Annotated in this window: 16 protein-coding genes; 8 read left to right on the top strand and 8 right to left on the bottom strand. The window is 36.9% G+C overall.

The genetic code is table 11. The features are described from left to right. Nucleotides 1–141 precede the first annotated feature (141 nt). The 7 genes from AC6I5C_RS12065 to AC6I5C_RS12035 all read left to right on the top strand — a co-directional run bounded on the left by AC6I5C_RS12065 (nt 142) and on the right by AC6I5C_RS12035 (nt 8947). Nucleotides 142–2682 carry a T9SS type A sorting domain-containing protein gene (locus AC6I5C_RS12065; protein WP_497905363.1) on the top strand — a complete coding sequence of 847 codons (2541 nt, stop codon included), beginning with the start codon at nt 142–144 and terminating at the stop codon, nt 2680–2682. A 250-nt stretch (nt 2683–2932) separates the two neighbouring features. Beyond that, on the top strand, nt 2933–3751 hold the full coding sequence (locus tag AC6I5C_RS12060) for a choice-of-anchor J domain-containing protein (RefSeq protein ID WP_497905362.1): 819 nt from the start codon (nt 2933–2935) through the stop codon (nt 3749–3751). A gap of 220 nt (nt 3752–3971) precedes the next feature. Continuing rightward, nucleotides 3972–4985: a glycosyltransferase family 2 protein gene (locus tag AC6I5C_RS12055; RefSeq protein WP_497905361.1), complete on the top strand. Its 1014-nt coding sequence runs from the start codon at nt 3972–3974 to the stop codon at nt 4983–4985. Continuing rightward, nucleotides 4975–5943 carry a CdaR family protein gene (locus tag AC6I5C_RS12050; RefSeq protein ID WP_497905360.1) on the top strand — a complete coding sequence of 323 codons (969 nt, stop codon included), beginning with the start codon at nt 4975–4977 and terminating at the stop codon, nt 5941–5943. Before AC6I5C_RS12055 ends, AC6I5C_RS12050 begins: the two co-directional genes overlap by 11 nt. A gap of 46 nt (nt 5944–5989) precedes the next feature. Then, the gene (gene coaE, locus AC6I5C_RS12045; protein WP_053977591.1) at nt 5990–6583 is read left to right on the top strand and encodes a dephospho-CoA kinase; all 594 of its coding nucleotides are present in this window, start codon (nt 5990–5992) and stop codon (nt 6581–6583) included. 69 nt (nt 6584–6652) lie between these two features. Beyond that, a complete protein-coding gene (locus AC6I5C_RS12040) occupies nt 6653–8233 on the top strand; it encodes a sensor histidine kinase (protein WP_497905359.1) in 1581 nt (526 codons plus the stop codon). A 3-nt stretch (nt 8234–8236) separates the two neighbouring features. Further along, entirely contained in the window at nt 8237–8947 is a 711-nt protein-coding gene (locus tag AC6I5C_RS12035; RefSeq protein WP_053977593.1) for a response regulator transcription factor, read from the top strand. A gap of 71 nt (nt 8948–9018) precedes the next feature. Here the strand turns inward: AC6I5C_RS12035 and AC6I5C_RS12030 are convergent, their stop codons facing one another. The 7 genes from AC6I5C_RS12030 to AC6I5C_RS12000 form a co-directional block, all read right to left on the bottom strand. Next, nucleotides 9019–9210: a cold-shock protein gene (locus tag AC6I5C_RS12030; RefSeq protein ID WP_497905358.1), complete on the bottom strand. Its 192-nt coding sequence runs from the start codon at nt 9208–9210 to the stop codon at nt 9019–9021. A 78-nt stretch (nt 9211–9288) separates the two neighbouring features. Next, the gene (miaA, locus tag AC6I5C_RS12025; protein ID WP_497905357.1) at nt 9289–10242 is read right to left on the bottom strand and encodes a tRNA (adenosine(37)-N6)-dimethylallyltransferase MiaA; all 954 of its coding nucleotides are present in this window, start codon (nt 10240–10242) and stop codon (nt 9289–9291) included. Next, nucleotides 10193–11050, bottom strand: a complete 858-nt coding sequence (locus AC6I5C_RS12020; RefSeq protein WP_497905356.1) for an ion transporter — start codon at nt 11048–11050, stop codon at nt 10193–10195. Before AC6I5C_RS12020 ends, miaA begins: the two co-directional genes overlap by 50 nt. Before the next feature lie 89 nt (nt 11051–11139). Then, the gene (locus tag AC6I5C_RS12015) at nt 11140–12507 is read right to left on the bottom strand and encodes a 3'-5' exonuclease family protein (RefSeq protein ID WP_497905403.1); all 1368 of its coding nucleotides are present in this window, start codon (nt 12505–12507) and stop codon (nt 11140–11142) included. A gap of 23 nt (nt 12508–12530) precedes the next feature. Then, nucleotides 12531–13187, bottom strand: a complete 657-nt coding sequence (locus AC6I5C_RS12010) for a YggS family pyridoxal phosphate-dependent enzyme (RefSeq protein ID WP_497905355.1) — start codon at nt 13185–13187, stop codon at nt 12531–12533. Nucleotides 13188–13340: 153 nt separating this feature from the next. Continuing rightward, on the bottom strand, nt 13341–14231 hold the full coding sequence (locus AC6I5C_RS12005) for a 3-hydroxyacyl-CoA dehydrogenase family protein (RefSeq protein WP_497905354.1): 891 nt from the start codon (nt 14229–14231) through the stop codon (nt 13341–13343). 119 nt (nt 14232–14350) lie between these two features. Next, a complete protein-coding gene (locus tag AC6I5C_RS12000) occupies nt 14351–15310 on the bottom strand; it encodes a Gfo/Idh/MocA family protein (RefSeq protein WP_497905353.1) in 960 nt (319 codons plus the stop codon). Between the two features lie 155 nt (nt 15311–15465). Between AC6I5C_RS12000 and AC6I5C_RS11995 the strand changes: the two genes are divergently transcribed. Continuing rightward, nucleotides 15466–16107: a protein-L-isoaspartate(D-aspartate) O-methyltransferase gene (locus tag AC6I5C_RS11995; protein WP_497905352.1), complete on the top strand. Its 642-nt coding sequence runs from the start codon at nt 15466–15468 to the stop codon at nt 16105–16107. On the opposite strand, the gene AC6I5C_RS11990 is transcribed toward AC6I5C_RS11995, so the two are convergent. Beyond that, entirely contained in the window at nt 16104–16646 is a 543-nt protein-coding gene (locus AC6I5C_RS11990; RefSeq protein WP_497905351.1) for a hypothetical protein, read from the bottom strand. The genes AC6I5C_RS11995 and AC6I5C_RS11990 overlap by 4 nt on opposite strands. Between the last annotated feature and the right edge of the window lie 15 nt (nt 16647–16661).

Below are 16661 nucleotides of genomic sequence, written 5' to 3'. Positions count from 1 at the left end.
AGGAAAATATAGGAAAAAACGTATTTTATCGGTATATTTGGGTTTTAAACGATGGAGCTGTATTTGATAACTCTTGAGGTGTCTGAATGCAAGACTATCGTTGAATAAACCCTTTTAACTAAACTAATATTCTAACGCTACATGAAAAAAATTACATTTCTGTGGACCGTGTATTGTTTCCTTTTAACATTTTTTGCAACTGCACAAATTTCAATAGGAGATGGTGTTGGAACCACTTCACAATTACCCGTTTCAAGTTGTTACAACTATAGCTATAGTCAACAAATAATCTATCAAACAGAAATTAATTCTGTTGGGGAAATTACTTCTTTGTCTTTTTACTTTAATACGTCGGGTGGAGAGAATAGTAATAGTTCAGACTGGACTATTTATTTGGGGCATACAGCTAAATCGGCGTTTTCGTCTACTACAGATTGGGAGCTCATTGACAATTTAACCCAAGTATTTTCAGGAACCGTTTCTTACCCAAGCAATGGCAATTGGATGGAAATTGTATTGGATACGCCTTTTAATTATAACAATGCAGATAATTTGTTAATTGCCGTGGATGAAAACGAATTGGATTACGATTGTGGTAATTCTTGTAGAATGACTAACGCAACTTCATTTAGAAGTTTGTATTATGAGACGGATGGTACAAATCCAGATCCATCAACTTTTAACGGATCAGGTACTTTAGTTGCGGGCTATACCAATGTAATTTTAGGAGGGCTTGAGATGAGTTTGCCTCCAATCTGTGATGCTGCGTTAACTTCTCCTGTAGATGGAGATTCAGGGGTATCACTTCTTTCAAATCTTGCTTGGACTGAAGCCTCAGGGGACCCAGAAGGTTATTTGTTATCTGTTGGTGCAACCTCGGGTGGTACCGAAATCTTAGATAATTATGATGTGGGTAATGTATTGTCCTATGATTTGGATTTACAGGAAGGAACGACCTATTACGTAAGCATTACACCGTATAATGCCAATGGAAATGCTACAGGATGTTCAGAGGCTTCATTTACAACGGCTTCCTTGCCGGCCTGTCCTGAGCTTACGGCCGATTTGGATGATTGCGGTAATTATGACTTTGAGGTTACTTGGGAGAATGTTGCCGGTGCTGAAGGGTATTATGTAACCTTAGGGACCACTTCTGGAGGAAACGATTTGGCAAATACTGAAGACATTGGTTTGTCAACTTCTTATACCGTATCGTCGGTAGAAACAAACACATCTTATTATGTATCGGTTATAGCTTATAACTCTGTTGGACAGTCTACAGGTTGTACGGAAAGTGTATTTACAACCAATACATCATTATGTTATTGTGAATCCAATCCCGTAAGTGTTGACAATGATGGTATCGGGAGTTTGAGTGTAGGGGAGATGTTGTATGAAAGTACAGGTGCCAATAGTTACGAAGACTTTACCAATATAGCTGCGGAGTTAAGTCAAGATACAATGGCAGACATTGAAATTGAATTTTTTACAACATGGGCATACAATGTGAATTTATGGATAGACCTTAACGATGATTTAGAGTTTGATGCTTCTGAGTTGTTTTTTACGGGATCTTCTAATTTTGAACCAGTAAGTATTGTGGACGCTTCTTTTATGATGCCTGAAGATGCTTCATTGGGAGAACATAGAATGCGTATTGTTTCTGCCTATAGCGAAGAGAATGCTGCCAATCCTTGTAATAATAACTCAAAAAGTGTCACAGTAGATGTTACGGTTAACATTGTAGAGGGCAGTTGTGTGCCTCCTCAAGGTTCTGCTACAGTAGTGCCAGATTGTAGTAATAATCAGTTTTTCATAGCTATTGATATAACTGATTTAGGGAATGGCAATCCAAATATCACGGATGGGACCTTAACTTGGATTATTTCAGGAGTAGGAACTACTCAAATAGGGCCTTTTGCCAATGGAGATAGCAAAACCTTGATATTAAGACATGGAGAAGACGCTTCATGTAACACCAATTTAGGAACACTTAATTTTTACTGTCCACCAAGTAATGATGACTGTGAGTCGGCTATTATGGTAGCTCATCAACTAAACATTGCAAGTGCTTCTAGTGCTTCGGCGACCAGTGGTACGGTACAAGGCGCGACAGATTCAGGAGTTGAAGCTCCTGAGTGTGATAGCTTGCAAGGAACAGCCAATGATGATGTTTGGTATTCGTTTGTGGCTGAAACTTCAGAAGTTAACATTACTTTGGAAGACAATTTCAACGGTATTGTAGAGTTGCTAGGAGGCACTTGTGGAGCATTGGAACATATTAGTTGCAAGGATATAGGTCAAAATCCGGAAATAATGGAATTTGATTTAATTCCGGGGAATACTTATTATGTGAGAGTTTATAGCTATTCTGATGTGGTTGAAACTGTGCCAACGTTTAATTTGAAAGTTTGGTCTTCATCTACCTTGGCTTTAAATGAAAAAGAGAACGAGCCATTGTTTAAATATTACCCTAACCCTGTAAAAAATGTGTTAATTCTTCAGGCGGGTTCGAATATTCAAAACGTTACTATTTTCAATGTAGTAGGCCAAGAAGTACTTAAAGTAAATCCAGCTTCAATGGAAAGTACTATTGATATGGCTACGATGCCATCCGGTGCCTATTTTGTTCAGGTGGAAGTCGATAATGTTATTCAGACCGTTAGGCTTGTTAAGCAGTAGTTATAAATAATTAATAGTTGTAAAAAAGAGGCTTGTTAAGCCTCTTTTTTCTTTTCAAAAGGTGACTCGTGTAATTTTTATGTTTGGATTCTGTAGGTCGAAAGATCTTGTTTTTGAGATTTTTAGGTTGATCTTGGGGTAAGTGTTTGGTCGGGAAAATTAGTCTTTTATCGAATTGAAAATCTAACTAATTGATATTAAGTATTTTATGTATAACTTTAAAAGGCTTTAATCGATTAAATTTAATGATATGAAAAAAACTACTTTTTTATGGATTGCAATTCTTTCCCTCTCATTTACTTTTCATTCTAATGCTCAAACTTTTGAGGGTTTTTTTGAAGGATTTGAAGATGGTTTTCCTCCTGCTGATTGGGCTGTATTTGATATTGGTGGATCGGGAGTTCAAGATTGGGTTGTGAACCAAAGCAATCCCTATGAGGGAAGCAATTCGGCTCACATAATGTTCGAAGCTGCAGAATTTGACACAGAAGATTGGATGGTTACTAGTCAAATAGATTTAACCAACGCTACAAATGCGGAGTTGAGATTTTTTACACGTCAAGAATTTGATGAAGATTGGGGGACAGTATATCAAATTAGAGTTTCTACGGGGTCTCAAACAGCACCAGCAGATTTCACTACTTTGGAGACATGGGATGAAGATGAATTAAATGATGTGGGAACGGTGTATGAAGAAAAGATTATTGATTTGAGTGATTTTGATGGGCAGTCTATTTATATTGCTTTTGTAAGAATTCAGAATAATGGAGATTCATGGTATGTGGACAACGTTTCCGTAGGGCAGTTTACATTGGATGTAGAAGATGTAAAAGATCCAATTGAAGAATTAACTTATTTCCCTAATCCAGTGAAGGATGTTCTTAACTTAAAATCTCCATCAAAAATAAATACTATTGAAGTATTTAATTCGTTAGGGCAACAAGTAATGAAGTTGTCTCCAAATGAAATGAGTAGCCAAGTTGATTTATCAACATTACAGTCTGGAGCTTATTTAGTTCAAGCGTCTATTTTGGACAGAACTAAAACCTTCAGAATTCTAAAACAGTAAGTTTAGTTAGTTATTAGTAATAGTTTGTTAAAATCCTTAGTCAATTGTTGACTAAGGATTTTTATTTAAATAGGGTGTTTCGTTTACAAATAAGTCAAGTAATCTTTTGTTATGAATTGAGGATTTTAGACTGGAATAGGATAAGAAAGGCAGGGGCTAAATTGTTTTAAAATCTCCCTTGAGGGATGTATTATATTTTCTTTGGTTACATTTGTATCGTATGAATACACTGTCTTTTTCATTTGTTGTACCTGTATACAACAGGCCTGATGAGGTTGCTGAATTATTGGAGAGTTTTTCCGAGTTAGAATACCATGATCCTTTTGAGATTGTGATTGTAGAAGATGGCTCCTCTATCGATTGTAAAGCGGAGGTTGAGCGTTATGCCAATTCTTTAGATATAACATATTTTTTGAAGCCTAATTCGGGACCAGGCGATTCCCGTAATTATGGAATGAAACGGGCTAAGGGCAATTATTTTATCATTTTAGATTCCGATTGTGTCTTACCTTCCCAATATTTAAAAGAGGTATTTTCTTATTTGCAAAAGAATTACGTGGATTGTTTTGGCGGGCCAGATACGGCACATTTGTCCTTTACGCCACTCCAAAAGGCAATCAATTTTGCGATGACATCTTTTATATCCACTGGAGGTATTAGAGGAGGGAAGAAACAGGTTGGAAAGTTCCAGCCTAGAAGTTTCAATATGGGAATTTCCAAAGAAGCATTTGAGGCTTCTGGTGGATTTGGAGTTATTCATCCTGGTGAAGATCCAGATCTTTCAATTAGATTGACAAATTTAGGGTTTCAAACCGCATTAATAGAGGATGCTTTTGTATATCATAAACGACGAATCTCTTGGTCTAAGTTTTATACTCAAGTTCATAAGTTTGGTTTAGTAAGACCGATTTTAAATTCATGGCATCCAAAAACATCAAAGCTTACTTATTGGTTCCCTACTTTGTTTATGTTAGGATTTGTTGGAGCTGTTATTTTGTGGCTTTTTGGCTATAGTTTTGGAATTTTGGCTTATCTGGCGTATTTTTTCATAGCATTTCTTTTAGCCCTTTTCGAAACGAAGAGTTTGGAAGTAGCTCTAAAATCCATGTATGCTGTAGCGGTTCAGTTTTTTGGATATGGTTATGGATTTCTAAAATCTACCATTGCATTGAGGGTACTTGGAAAAACGCCAGAAGTGGCTTTTCCTCATTTATTTTTTAAACATGCTGAATAAATTAAGATCAAAACTGTTAGAATCAATAAGAAACAAAAAGCTCAATGTCTTTGGCTTTTTTCTTCTGTTGTCGTTTTTGTTTTTGATTGTTGGCAAGCTTTCAGGAAAGTATACTGAAACAGTTGCTTTTAATGTGTCTTTTGAAAAGGTGCCTGAAAATAAAGTATTGCTTGAGAAGAAAAAGCAAAAAATTAATGCTGTGATATCTTCCAACGGGTTCAATCTTTTACCTTTAATCTTCTTCAATCGTCCTGTTAAAATAGATTTTGAATCAGATTTGTATTATAACGAAGACCATTATTCATGGATTGCAAGCAAATCTTCGCATAAGATTAAATCTATGTTAGGACAAAAGGTGGAGATGCTTTCTGTGAAGCCTGATACCTTGAATTTTTATTTTGAGACTTTGGATACCAAAAAAGTCCCAATTAAGTTGGATGCCAATATTTCCTATACAGTGGGCTATGATGTGTTGGAGAAGTTGGTGGTTGAGCCAGATTCAGTAACCGTTATAGGGCCAGAAAACATTGTGAATGGAATTATGGAACTATCAACAGAACCTCTGGCTTTAAAGGATGTGAATGCAAGTTTTACAATGCCAATTTCAATCAAAATTCCGAAAATAGATGGGGAGTTGAAACTATCAACACCTAAGGTGACTGTTTCTTCTGAAGTTGTGAAATTTACGGAAGGTGCTATAGAAGTGCCCGTTACAATGATCAATGTTCCCAAAAGTTTAACGCTAAACTATTTCCCCAAAGCCGTAACGGTACTGTATTATGTGCCTTTGAACAGGTTCAATGAAATAAAAGCTTCTGATTTTAAAGTGGTTTGCGATTACAAGGAAATGGCGGAAACAGAGAAAAATACTTTGACTCCAAAACTAACTTTGGTACCTGAAGCGGCAAAAAGTACAAGAATCAAGCAAAATAAAGTTGAGTTTATCGTTGTAAAATGATAAATTTATATTCTGAATATCAATTAATTAGCTAATCAACGGTTGTATGAAGGTTATAGGAGTTACGGGTGGCATAGGAAGCGGTAAAAGTACTGTGGCAAATATGTTTAGAAGTTTGGGGATTCCGGTATATACGGCAGACATGGAGGCCAAAAGGATTATGGCAACTTCGCCTGAGCTTCAGCGTAAATTAAAAGTACTTTTTGGAGAACAGGCCTATGTGAACGGAGAACTTAACAGACCCTTTATAGCAGATGCGATTTTCAACAACAAAGCCTTACTGGAAGCTATGAATGCCATTGTGCATCCAGAAGTGGCCAAACATTTTAAAGAATGGTTGGCAGAGCAATCTTCTCCTTATGTAATTAAGGAAGCGGCGATTATTTTTGAGCAGCATATGGAAAAGGAGTACGATGCGGTTATTTTGGTGATTGCAGGTACCAATCAGCGAATAGAGCGCCTTTTAAAGCGAGAAGACACTTCCCGAGAAAAAATACAAGCCATCATGGACAACCAATTTAGTGATGACGAAAAACTCAAATTGGCAGACTACATTATTGTTAATGATAAGTTAGAAGCTACTCATAATCAGGTGATAAAACTTCATGAAACCCTGCTTTCTGTAGGAAAAGAACCCTGATTTTAACATTTTTGTTAATGTAAGGTTAAAGCGGATATCTAATAAATGTTAAAATGTTAAATTTGAACGATGGGCAGAAAGCTATTCGTCTTATTGGTGATTTTAATGAGTGTGTCACTCATTGGTATAATTTTAGTGCAGGCATATTTTATCAAAAATTCCTTGCAGAACGAAGAAAATCGATTTGAACTCAATGTAAAACATTCGTTGAGTATGGTCTCAAAGGCTCTCGAAGACAAAGAGCTTGATGATTACGCGAGAAAAACACTAAGCCAATTGGCAAAGAGTGGAGCGAAGGCCGATAGTGGTGTTGTAAGAGAAATTTTGGTAAAAACTCTGGATAACCAAAGAGATGAAACCATAATTTACAGAAACACCGTGTTGGAGGAAAGTTTTAAGGTGCCCTCAGTGTTCTTTGATTTAGGAGTAGATAGTGTCAGCATCAGTCGTTTGTTTAGTGAACGTGAAACTAAGATATATAGTAACACGGCATTGAACAACGAGGGAGATTTAAAAGTTAGCCCAGAGCGAACGTATCGTGAATTTTCAGAATTGCCAGAAATTCAAAAGAAAATGTTTACAGATGCCTATAAGGAGATTTATAAAAATTTCCCAATCTATAAAAGGGTGTCTTCGGAAGAAGTAGCAAAGCTTTTGAATTATCAATTAAAGGAAGATGGTATTGGCATCGATTTTGAGTTTGCCATTTACGATAAGGATCTGGCCACAAAGGTGCAATCAGAAAATTTTGAGCTGGACAAGGCTTCCACTTATGGGATTTCGGTGTATTCGGGAAATGACAATCAAAATGATTATAGGTTGTATGTTAACTTTCCAGATCGTAGAAAGTTTTTGTTTTCTACCATTATTAAGGCCATTGTGCTGTCGGTAGTGTTTACATTGATTATCATTATTGCGTACTCAAATGCCATTTACCAATTGATAAAACAGCGCAAGATTTCGCAAATCAAGACAGATTTTATCAATAACATGACGCATGAGTTCAAAACGCCCATTGCAACTATTAATCTGGCTTTGGATGCCATTAAAAATCCAAAGGTTATTGAGGACAAAGAGAAGGTAAAGCGTTACTTAAAAATGATCAAGGATGAAAACAAGCGGATGCATGCACAGGTAGAAAATGTACTGCGGATTTCTAAGCTTGAAAAGAACGAATTGAACATTAGTAAGGACCGAGTGAAACTACACGACTTAATTGAAGATGCTATTACCCATGTAGAGCTAATTGTAGAAGATAGAAAAGGCTACGTGAAAACACATTTGGACGCCACGAAATCTTCAATATTAGCCAATGAAAGTCATTTTACAAATGTTATCGTTAACATTTTGGACAATGCCATAAAATATTCAGACGACGAACCAAAAATTGATGTATATACAGAGAATGTAGGGAACAATATTTTATTGAAAATTGCCGATCAAGGTAACGGAATGTCCAAACAGGTTCAGCGAAAAATATTTGAAAAATTCTATAGAGAACACACAGGAAACGTACATAATGTTAAAGGCCATGGTTTAGGTTTGGCCTATGTAAAACGAATAGTAGAAGACCATCACGGTCATATATCAGTAGAAAGCGAAAAAGGAAAAGGTAGTGTATTTACAATTAAACTACCGTTAATATCATAAATTATGGAAGAACAAAATAAAAAAATTCTCCTTGTTGAGGATGACCCAAATTTTGGAACGGTATTAAAGGACTATTTAACCATGAACGATTACGATGTTGTTCATGCTAAAAATGGGATGGAAGGTTTTGAAAAATTCAAGAAGGACGATTTTGATTTGTGTATCCTAGATGTCATGATGCCTTACAAGGATGGGTTTACCTTGGCCAAAGAAATTAGAGAGAAAAACACAGAAGTTCCAATCATTTTCCTAACCGCGAAAGCTATGAAGGAAGATGTTTTGAAAGGGTATAAAGTAGGAGCCGATGATTATTTGAACAAACCTTTCGACAGTGAGGTATTGCTCATGAAAATTAAGGCCATCATGCAACGTAAGGCTACCGAAACAGTTACGGATAGCAAACAGTTTGAGTTCAAAATTGGTAGATTCGATTTAAACTCCAAATTGAGATTCTTGCGATTTGACGGCGGGGAACCTATCAAATTGTCACCAAAAGAAAATGAATTGTTACGTATGTTGGCGCTTCATGAAAACGATTTGATGCCTAGGGAATTGGCTTTGACAAAAATTTGGAGAGACGATAACTATTTTACCTCTCGTAGTATGGATGTTTATATTGCCAAGCTTCGTAAATATTTAAAACCAGATGAAAACGTTGAGATTTTAAATATACATGGAGAAGGGTTTAGATTGGTAGTGAACCAAAGCGCTTAATTCTTCCTCTCAATAATAAAAAAGCCTATCAATATTTTGATAGGCTTCTTTACTTAAAATAGGGGTGAATATTAGATAACTCTTACGTTTACTGCGTTCAATCCTTTTTTTCCTTCGGTTAGATCAAATTCCACTTCATCTCCTTCGCGAATCTCATCTTCTAAACCAGAAATGTGTACAAAATGTTCTTTGTTGTTTCCTTCTTCAACGATAAATCCAAATCCTTTAGAGTCATTGAAGAATTTTACTGTACCTTTACTCATAATATAAATTAAATTAATAAAGGGCCAAAGGTAGGGCTAATAAACTGATTACAGCTATAATCTTAAGTTTATTTTAATTTATTGTTTTTCAATTAGTTTTGTAATGTCATTTACTATGGTTTCCAAAGGTGTTGTGTAGTCAAACCAAAAGATGTTTTCATTCTTTTTGAACCATGTAAATTGACGTTTGGCAAAGCGTCTAGAGTTCTTTTTGATTTCCGACACCGCAAAATCCAAGGTCCAGTTGTCATTGAAATATTCAAACAATTCTTTGTATCCTACGGTGTTGAGAGCATTTAAATGCTGTTTTGGCAAAAGAGCTTTGGCTTCTTCAAGAAGACCACTTTCCATCATGATATCTACTCGTTTGTTGATTCTTTCATAAACGATTTCACGATCGGCAGTCAAACCAACAGTAATAGTTTTGAATGGACGCTTGCTTTCCTTTTGGTTTAAAAAAGAAGCATACGGTTTTCCTGTTCCAATAGAAACTTCCAAAGCGCGTATCACTCTATGCGGGTTATCAATCGCGATACGATTGTAGGATTCTGGATCGAGTTCCTTTAATTGGTTTTGCAAAACGCCAAGTCCCTCGGTTTCTAAAGTTTTATTTAGTCCTTCTCTAATTTTAGGGTCAAGGTTTGGGAAATCATCCAGTCCTTTGGTCACGGCATCTACATATAGTCCAGAACCACCTACCATAATCACCACATCATGGGTTTTAAACAATGCATCTAGACACTCTATGGCATCTCTTTCAAAGGCTCCAACATTATAATCGGTTTCAATTGATTTATGGTGAATGAAATGATGGGGAGCAGCAGCCAATTCTTCTGGAGAAGGGGCAGCGGTGCCTATTTGCATTTCCTTGAAAAATTGTCTGGAATCTGCAGAAATTATTTCGGTGTTAAAATGTTGGGCCAGTTGTATGCTTAAGGCTGTTTTTCCTATGGCTGTTGGTCCAACTATAGAAATAAGATATTTAGTCATGGTGTAATTCGCTTCCGCAGTTATAACAATACTTTGCTTCATCTTGATGTTTATCCGCTAAACAATTGGAGCAACTTTGCGTATTCACATGTACGGTATCGTCTTTTGTTATTTTATTTGAAGACTTGCTTTGGTTGGTGTATTCTGCAGAGACAATTCCTGTAGGCACCGCGATGATTCCGTAACCCAAAATCATAACTAAAGACGCTATAAATTGCCCTAATGGTGTTTGTGGAGCAATGTCTCCAAACCCTACAGTGGTTAAGGTTACGATACACCAATACACACTTTTGGGAATATTTGAAAACCCATTTTCTTCACCTTCTACTAGATACATTATGGTTCCCAAAATAATGGAAATAATAAGCACCGCGAATAAAAACACAGCAATTTTTGCTCTACTGGCTTTAAGGGCGTTGACTAGATTATTGGAGGCGCCTAAAAATCTGGCCAACTTCAATACTCTAAATACCCGCAAAAGTCTCAAGGCTCGTAAAGCAATCAAGGCATGGGTTCCTGCAAAAATAAGTGACAAGTATTTTGGTATGGTAGAAAGTAAATCTATTATTCCATAAAAGCTGGTAATATACCTAATGGGTTTTTTTACTGAAATAATTCTGGCAATGTATTCAATGGTGAATAGAATGGTAATGATCCATTCTGAGATGTTTAAAAAGTCATGATAGCGATTGTCAATTCTCTTTACGCTTTCCAACATCACCAAAATAATACTGGCAAGTATGGCAAAGAACAAAATAATATCAAATAACTTTCCAGCAGGAGTATCAGCTTCATAAATGATTTCATGAAGCTGAGTTTTCCAGTTTTTATTTGATTTTTGGTTGCTCATTTATCCAAAAGTACTAAAAGATTTAGGATTTTTTCTCCAATACAATCAGAGGGCGTATTGAATATCCATAATATTGAATAGAAACTAATTTATTGTTGGGTTAAAGTAATTAGTTTTAATTTTTTATGTTTCCTCAAATAACTTTGAATTATGTGTTGGCAATCTCTGTTATTTTCCATGGGTGTGATGATGGCATCCAAAATTTCAGGTTTGGTAATTTGATGGTTCAAATTGTAATATCCTAAACCAACAAAAGCACCATTTTTAATGCTTACAACAGAACGTTCATCCAATTCCCGTCCTTTGTCAATAATGAGCATGTCCTTGTCTCGATAGCTGTTTTTGTCAATAAATTCCATTACCCTTGAGTTATAGTTCTCGTGGGGCTCTTCGTTTACGCAAGCTCCAAGGCACTCCTTGATGGTATAATTGAAACAATTACGGGAAGTAGGGTAGAGTCCTGCCAATTTTTGACACAATTGAAATTCTTCTACAGTTTTAAAAAGAAATTGTTTGGCGCTTTGTTTGGTTGTAAATGTGGTAATGGGGTGTTTACGTCCGTCGGTTTTGTCAATTTTTAGGTTGATATAACCTGCTTCATCTTTATATGAGTAAAGAGCAAAGGTAAAGTTGTTACGTCGTAATGCTCTATTGAAAAGAGGTTTGTTACGTTTAATCTCTGCACTTTCCTTTAAAAGTGCAACAAGTTCGCTACCCGTTTCTTCATAGGTAACTGCAGCAGTTTGTAGTTGTAATTTTTTCGATTTGGTTGTAGTGGCCGAAAAATGTTGACTCACCCTATTTTTGATGTTGTTGCTTTTTCCAATGTAAATGATTTCGCCATCTTCATTATGTAAATAATAGACGCCGGTAACATTGGGCAATTCGTCAATAATACGTTTTAAATTGGGGTTGATTTGCTTCTGGTCAGACTTTAAAGCATCCTGAATGATGTATTTTTCCAAATCCTTGTTCAGTATCATTTTGAAAAGCTTCACCGTAGCCATGGCATCCCCAGCAGCACGATGTCTATCGCTTACAGGAATTCCTAAAGATCTGGCTAATTTTCCTAAACTATAGGAGTCCTGTCCTGGAATCAGCTTTTTCGACAATTCAACGGTACAAAGGGTTTTTCGTTTGTAGCCAAACCCCAAGCGTTTGAATTCGGTTTTCAGAATTCGGTAGTCAAATTGGGCATTGTGGGCTACGATAATGCAGTCTTCCGTAATTTCTACTATACGTTTGGCCACTTCGTAAAACTTAGGAGCATTTCGAAGCATGTTACTGTTAATGCCCGTAAGGTTGACCACAAAAGGCTGAATTTCGCGTTCGGGATTCACTAGGCTTACAAATTGGTCTACGACTTTGTGGCCATCAAATTTGTAAATGGCTATTTCGGTAATGCCTTCCTCGTTGTACTTTCCTCCGGTAGTTTCTATGTCAAGTATTGCGTAAATAACGTTGCCTCTTTCAGTGAAAATTATAAATAGTTGCGCTCGCCAAAAATACTGCTTCCAACCCTAATCATAGTGCTGCCACATTCAATGGCAAGGGGGTAGTCGCCACTCATTCCCATAGAGATGATTTTCATTGGGTGAAAAGTATTAAGCTGCTCAAATGTAGTCTTTAAATTGGAAAACTCTGTTTTTATTTGGGCCTCATCATCGGTAAATGTCGCCATACCCATAACGCCATCAATGGCAATATGTTTTAAATTGGAAATAGAGCCATCTTGCAATAAGTTTACAGCTTCCTCTGGACTCATGCCAAATTTTGAATCTTCCTGGGCAATTTTAATTTGAAGTAAACACTTGATAATTCTATTGTGTTTTTCCGCCTGCTTGTCAATTTCCTGTAATAATTTAAGGTTGTCAACGCCATGAATAAGGCTAACAAAATGTGCCATGTACTTTACCTTATTGCGCTGTACATGACCAATCATATGCCACTCAATGTCTTTTGGGAGCTCTTCATATTTTTCAGCCATTTCCTGTATTTTGTTTTCACCAAAAATACGCTGGCCACTATTGTAGGCTTCCAAGATGTCACTAACGGGTTTGGTTTTGGAAACCGCAACCAAGGTGACATGTTCAGGTAATTGAGATTTTATATGCTGAAGATTATGTTGAATATCCATTTCTTACAAGTGTTTAATGAAACTTGGCTTCAAATCCTTCTTTAGTAAGTTTGAAGGAATCTTGATAACTGTAAGTTTAGCTTTTCTCTAATAGGAGGAATAGCTAAAAAGCAAATACCGATGTAGCGTTTCCATTACATCGGTATGGTATTGTTATTTTAAAAATTGAGAAGCGACCACTTCAGCTTTTTTGCTGTTTGAGTAATCGTAAAAACCTTCCCCAGATTTTACTCCCAATTTTCCTGCTCGTACCATATTTACCAATAATGGACATGGTGCATATTTTGGGTTTTTAAACCCTTCGTACATTACATTTAGAATAGACAGGCAAACGTCCAAGCCTATAAAGTCAGCCAATTGTAATGGTCCCATTGGATGGGCCATTCCTAATTTCATCACGGTGTCAATTTCGGCTACTCCTGCAACACCGTTGTAAAGTGTTTCAATGGATTCGTTAAGCATTGGCATTAATATGCGATTTGCTACAAAACCTGGGTAATCGTTCACTTCAACAGGAACCTTATCTAAAGCTTTAGACAATTCCATAATGGTATTGGTCACTTCGTCGCTAGTGTTGTACCCACGAATGATCTCTACCAATTTCATGATTGGTACAGGGTTCATAAAGTGCATTCCAATAACTTTTGAAGGACGTGAGGTAGCCGCGGCAATTTGAGTAATGGAGATAGAAGACGTGTTAGTGGCCAGAATGGTGTTTTCATCACAAGCTTCGTCTAATTGCTCAAATATTTTTAGCTTAAGATCAACGTTTTCTGTTGCAGCTTCAACCACCAAATCCGAAGCTTTTACGCCTTCAGCAATAGAGGTAAAGGTGCTGATGTTATTTAGTGTTTCCAGTTTGTCTGCTTCAGTGATTTTTTCCTTGGCAACCATTCTGTCTAAATTCTGGGCAATGGTATTCAAGCCTCTTTCAAGAGACGCTTCACTAATATCGATAAGGTGAACATTGAAGCCTTTTTGGGCAAAGGTGTGTGCAATTCCATTTCCCATGGTGCCAGCTCCAATAACTGCTATATTTTTCATATATATTAAAATTTGTGTCCCTTTGTTCTTGGAAAGGGGGTATTATTAAACTCTTGCTAATTTTGGTATTGCAATAGTGGGTACTAGCAATAAATGGTTGGTTGAAATGTGATGTCAGTCTAAAACTGATCAATAATCATATGTGCCACACGAAGCGCTTCTGTTCCATCAAGTAAAGTCACAACAGGAGCCGTGTCTGTGTTGATAGCATGTGCAAATGATTCCAACTCATCCAAAATGGCATTGTTGGCCGTGATTTCAGGATTGTCAAAATAAATCTGTTTCTTCACGCCTTCGGCATTTTGTAGAATCATATCAAAGTCTCCAGGATGTTCTGGGGCATCTTTCATTTTTACCACTTCGCATTTTTTCTCCAAAAAGTCTACAGAGATATAGGCATCACGTTGGAAGAAACGTGTTTTACGCATATTTTTCAAAGAAATTCTGCTAGCCGTTAGGTTGGCTACACAGCCATTTTCAAACTCTATTCTAGCATTGGCAATGTCTGGAGTGTCGCTAATAACAGAAACACCACTGGCCGAAACGTTTTTAATTTTTGAATTCACCACGCTTAGAATAACGTCAATGTCATGGATCATCAAATCCAAAACCACAGGAACATCAGTTCCTCTAGGGTTGAATTCCGCTAATCGGTGGGTTTCTATAAACATTGGGTTGTGTACACTTTCCTTAACAGCAATAAAGGCAGGATTGAAACGCTCTACATGTCCCACTTGTCCTCGAAGTCCATTTTCAGCCAAAAGTTCCCTGATGTGCTCGGCTTCTTCGATGGTATTTGTAATAGGTTTTTCTATAAAGATATGTTTGCCCTTGGCAATGGCCTTTTTGGCACACTCATAATGCGATAGAGTAGGCGTTACAATGTCCACCATATCCACAGCATCTATAAGTTCGTCGATGTCTTTAAAGTAGGTATACCCAAATTCTTCTACAACTTTTTGGGCATTGGCTTCGTTAGGATCATAGAACCCAACAAGCTCATATTTATCTGATTGATTGAGTAATCTTAAGTGAATTTTTCCAAGATGACCAGCACCAAGAACTCCTGCTTTCAACATGTTTTTGAGTTTTTAACAAAACTAAGTATTTTTCATTATTTGGGGACTTAAAAATGGAATAAAATGACCTTGTAAAGAGAGTTGATAAAACAGGGAATTTTAATTTTTGCCTTTAAAATGTTTGAAGTAATTTTGCCTTGAAAAGCTTACCAACATTGAAAGACACGTTTAAACATCAAGGAATGAGACAGCAACTTGTAGAAGTTGTTAGAGCTAAAGGAATTACCAATGAAAAGGTTTTAAAAGCCATCGGTACCATCCCAAGGCATTTGTTTATGGATTCTAGTTTTTTGGATCACGCCTATCAAGATAAGGCGTTTCCAATTGCGGCAGACCAAACCATTTCCCAACCTTACACCGTGGCATTTCAAACCGAACTTTTAAATATCAAGCCGGGAGACCAAATATTGGAAATTGGTACAGGAAGTGGCTATCAAACAGCTGTTTTGTGCTTGATGGGTGCTAAAGTATTCAGTATTGAACGTCAACAGGAATTGTTCAGAATCACCAGTAAGTTTTTGCCAAAATTGGGCTTTCGCCCTAAAAAGCTAATTTTTGGAGATGGCTATAAAGGGATGCCTGAAGAAGCGCCTTTTGATGGTATCATTGTAACTGCAGGTGCTCCGTTTGTGCCTAAACCCTTGTTGAGCCAATTAAAAATTGGTGGTCGTTTGGTAATCCCTGTGGGAGTGGATGTACAAACTATGACCCTCTTCATTAGAAAGGGGCCAAAAGAGTTTGAACAACACGAGTTTGGTGAATTCCGATTTGTGCCGCTGTTGGAAGATAAAAATTAAGGCTTTGGTAAATAATCTTCAGGAATAGGAGTTCCTTCCGTTTCCAAAGTCCAATAAAGATTTACAACCCACCAACGTTGCCCGTCAAAAAGCAATTCAATGCTGTCTATTCCTCTAAGGAATGGGGTTTCGTCTTGCTCACTTCTGAAAGCTTCAAATGTGATAAAAGCGTGGGTTATATTTCCATAAGATTGGGTGACTCTGTGAATTTCCTTTTTGATGTAACCGTTTGCAAGAATCCAATCATTGGTAGTATTGATGTAATCTTCCACCGAAAGGTAATTGGTGTCGTAAATTCCTTTTACACCATCTTTATAGGCTGGGATCAACTTTGCCTCGTTTTTAAAAAGGTATTTGAATAGTTTCCAATCGCGTTCAACTCCTTTTTCTCCTGAAATGGCTCCGTAAAGTGAGGTAATAGTAGAGTCTAAAGTAATTGTTTTTCCTAAGTAGCTCACAGGAGCTTCTTCGGCTTCCTGAGCATTAATGTTACAAATAGTGGCTAAAAAAAGTAAGGATGTAAGGGCGAAAGTTTTCATGCGGTTCACTAAAAA

Source organism: Mangrovimonas sp. sgz306409 (assembly GCF_059735265.1).
This window is presented reverse-complemented; position numbering and strand designations above follow the sequence as displayed.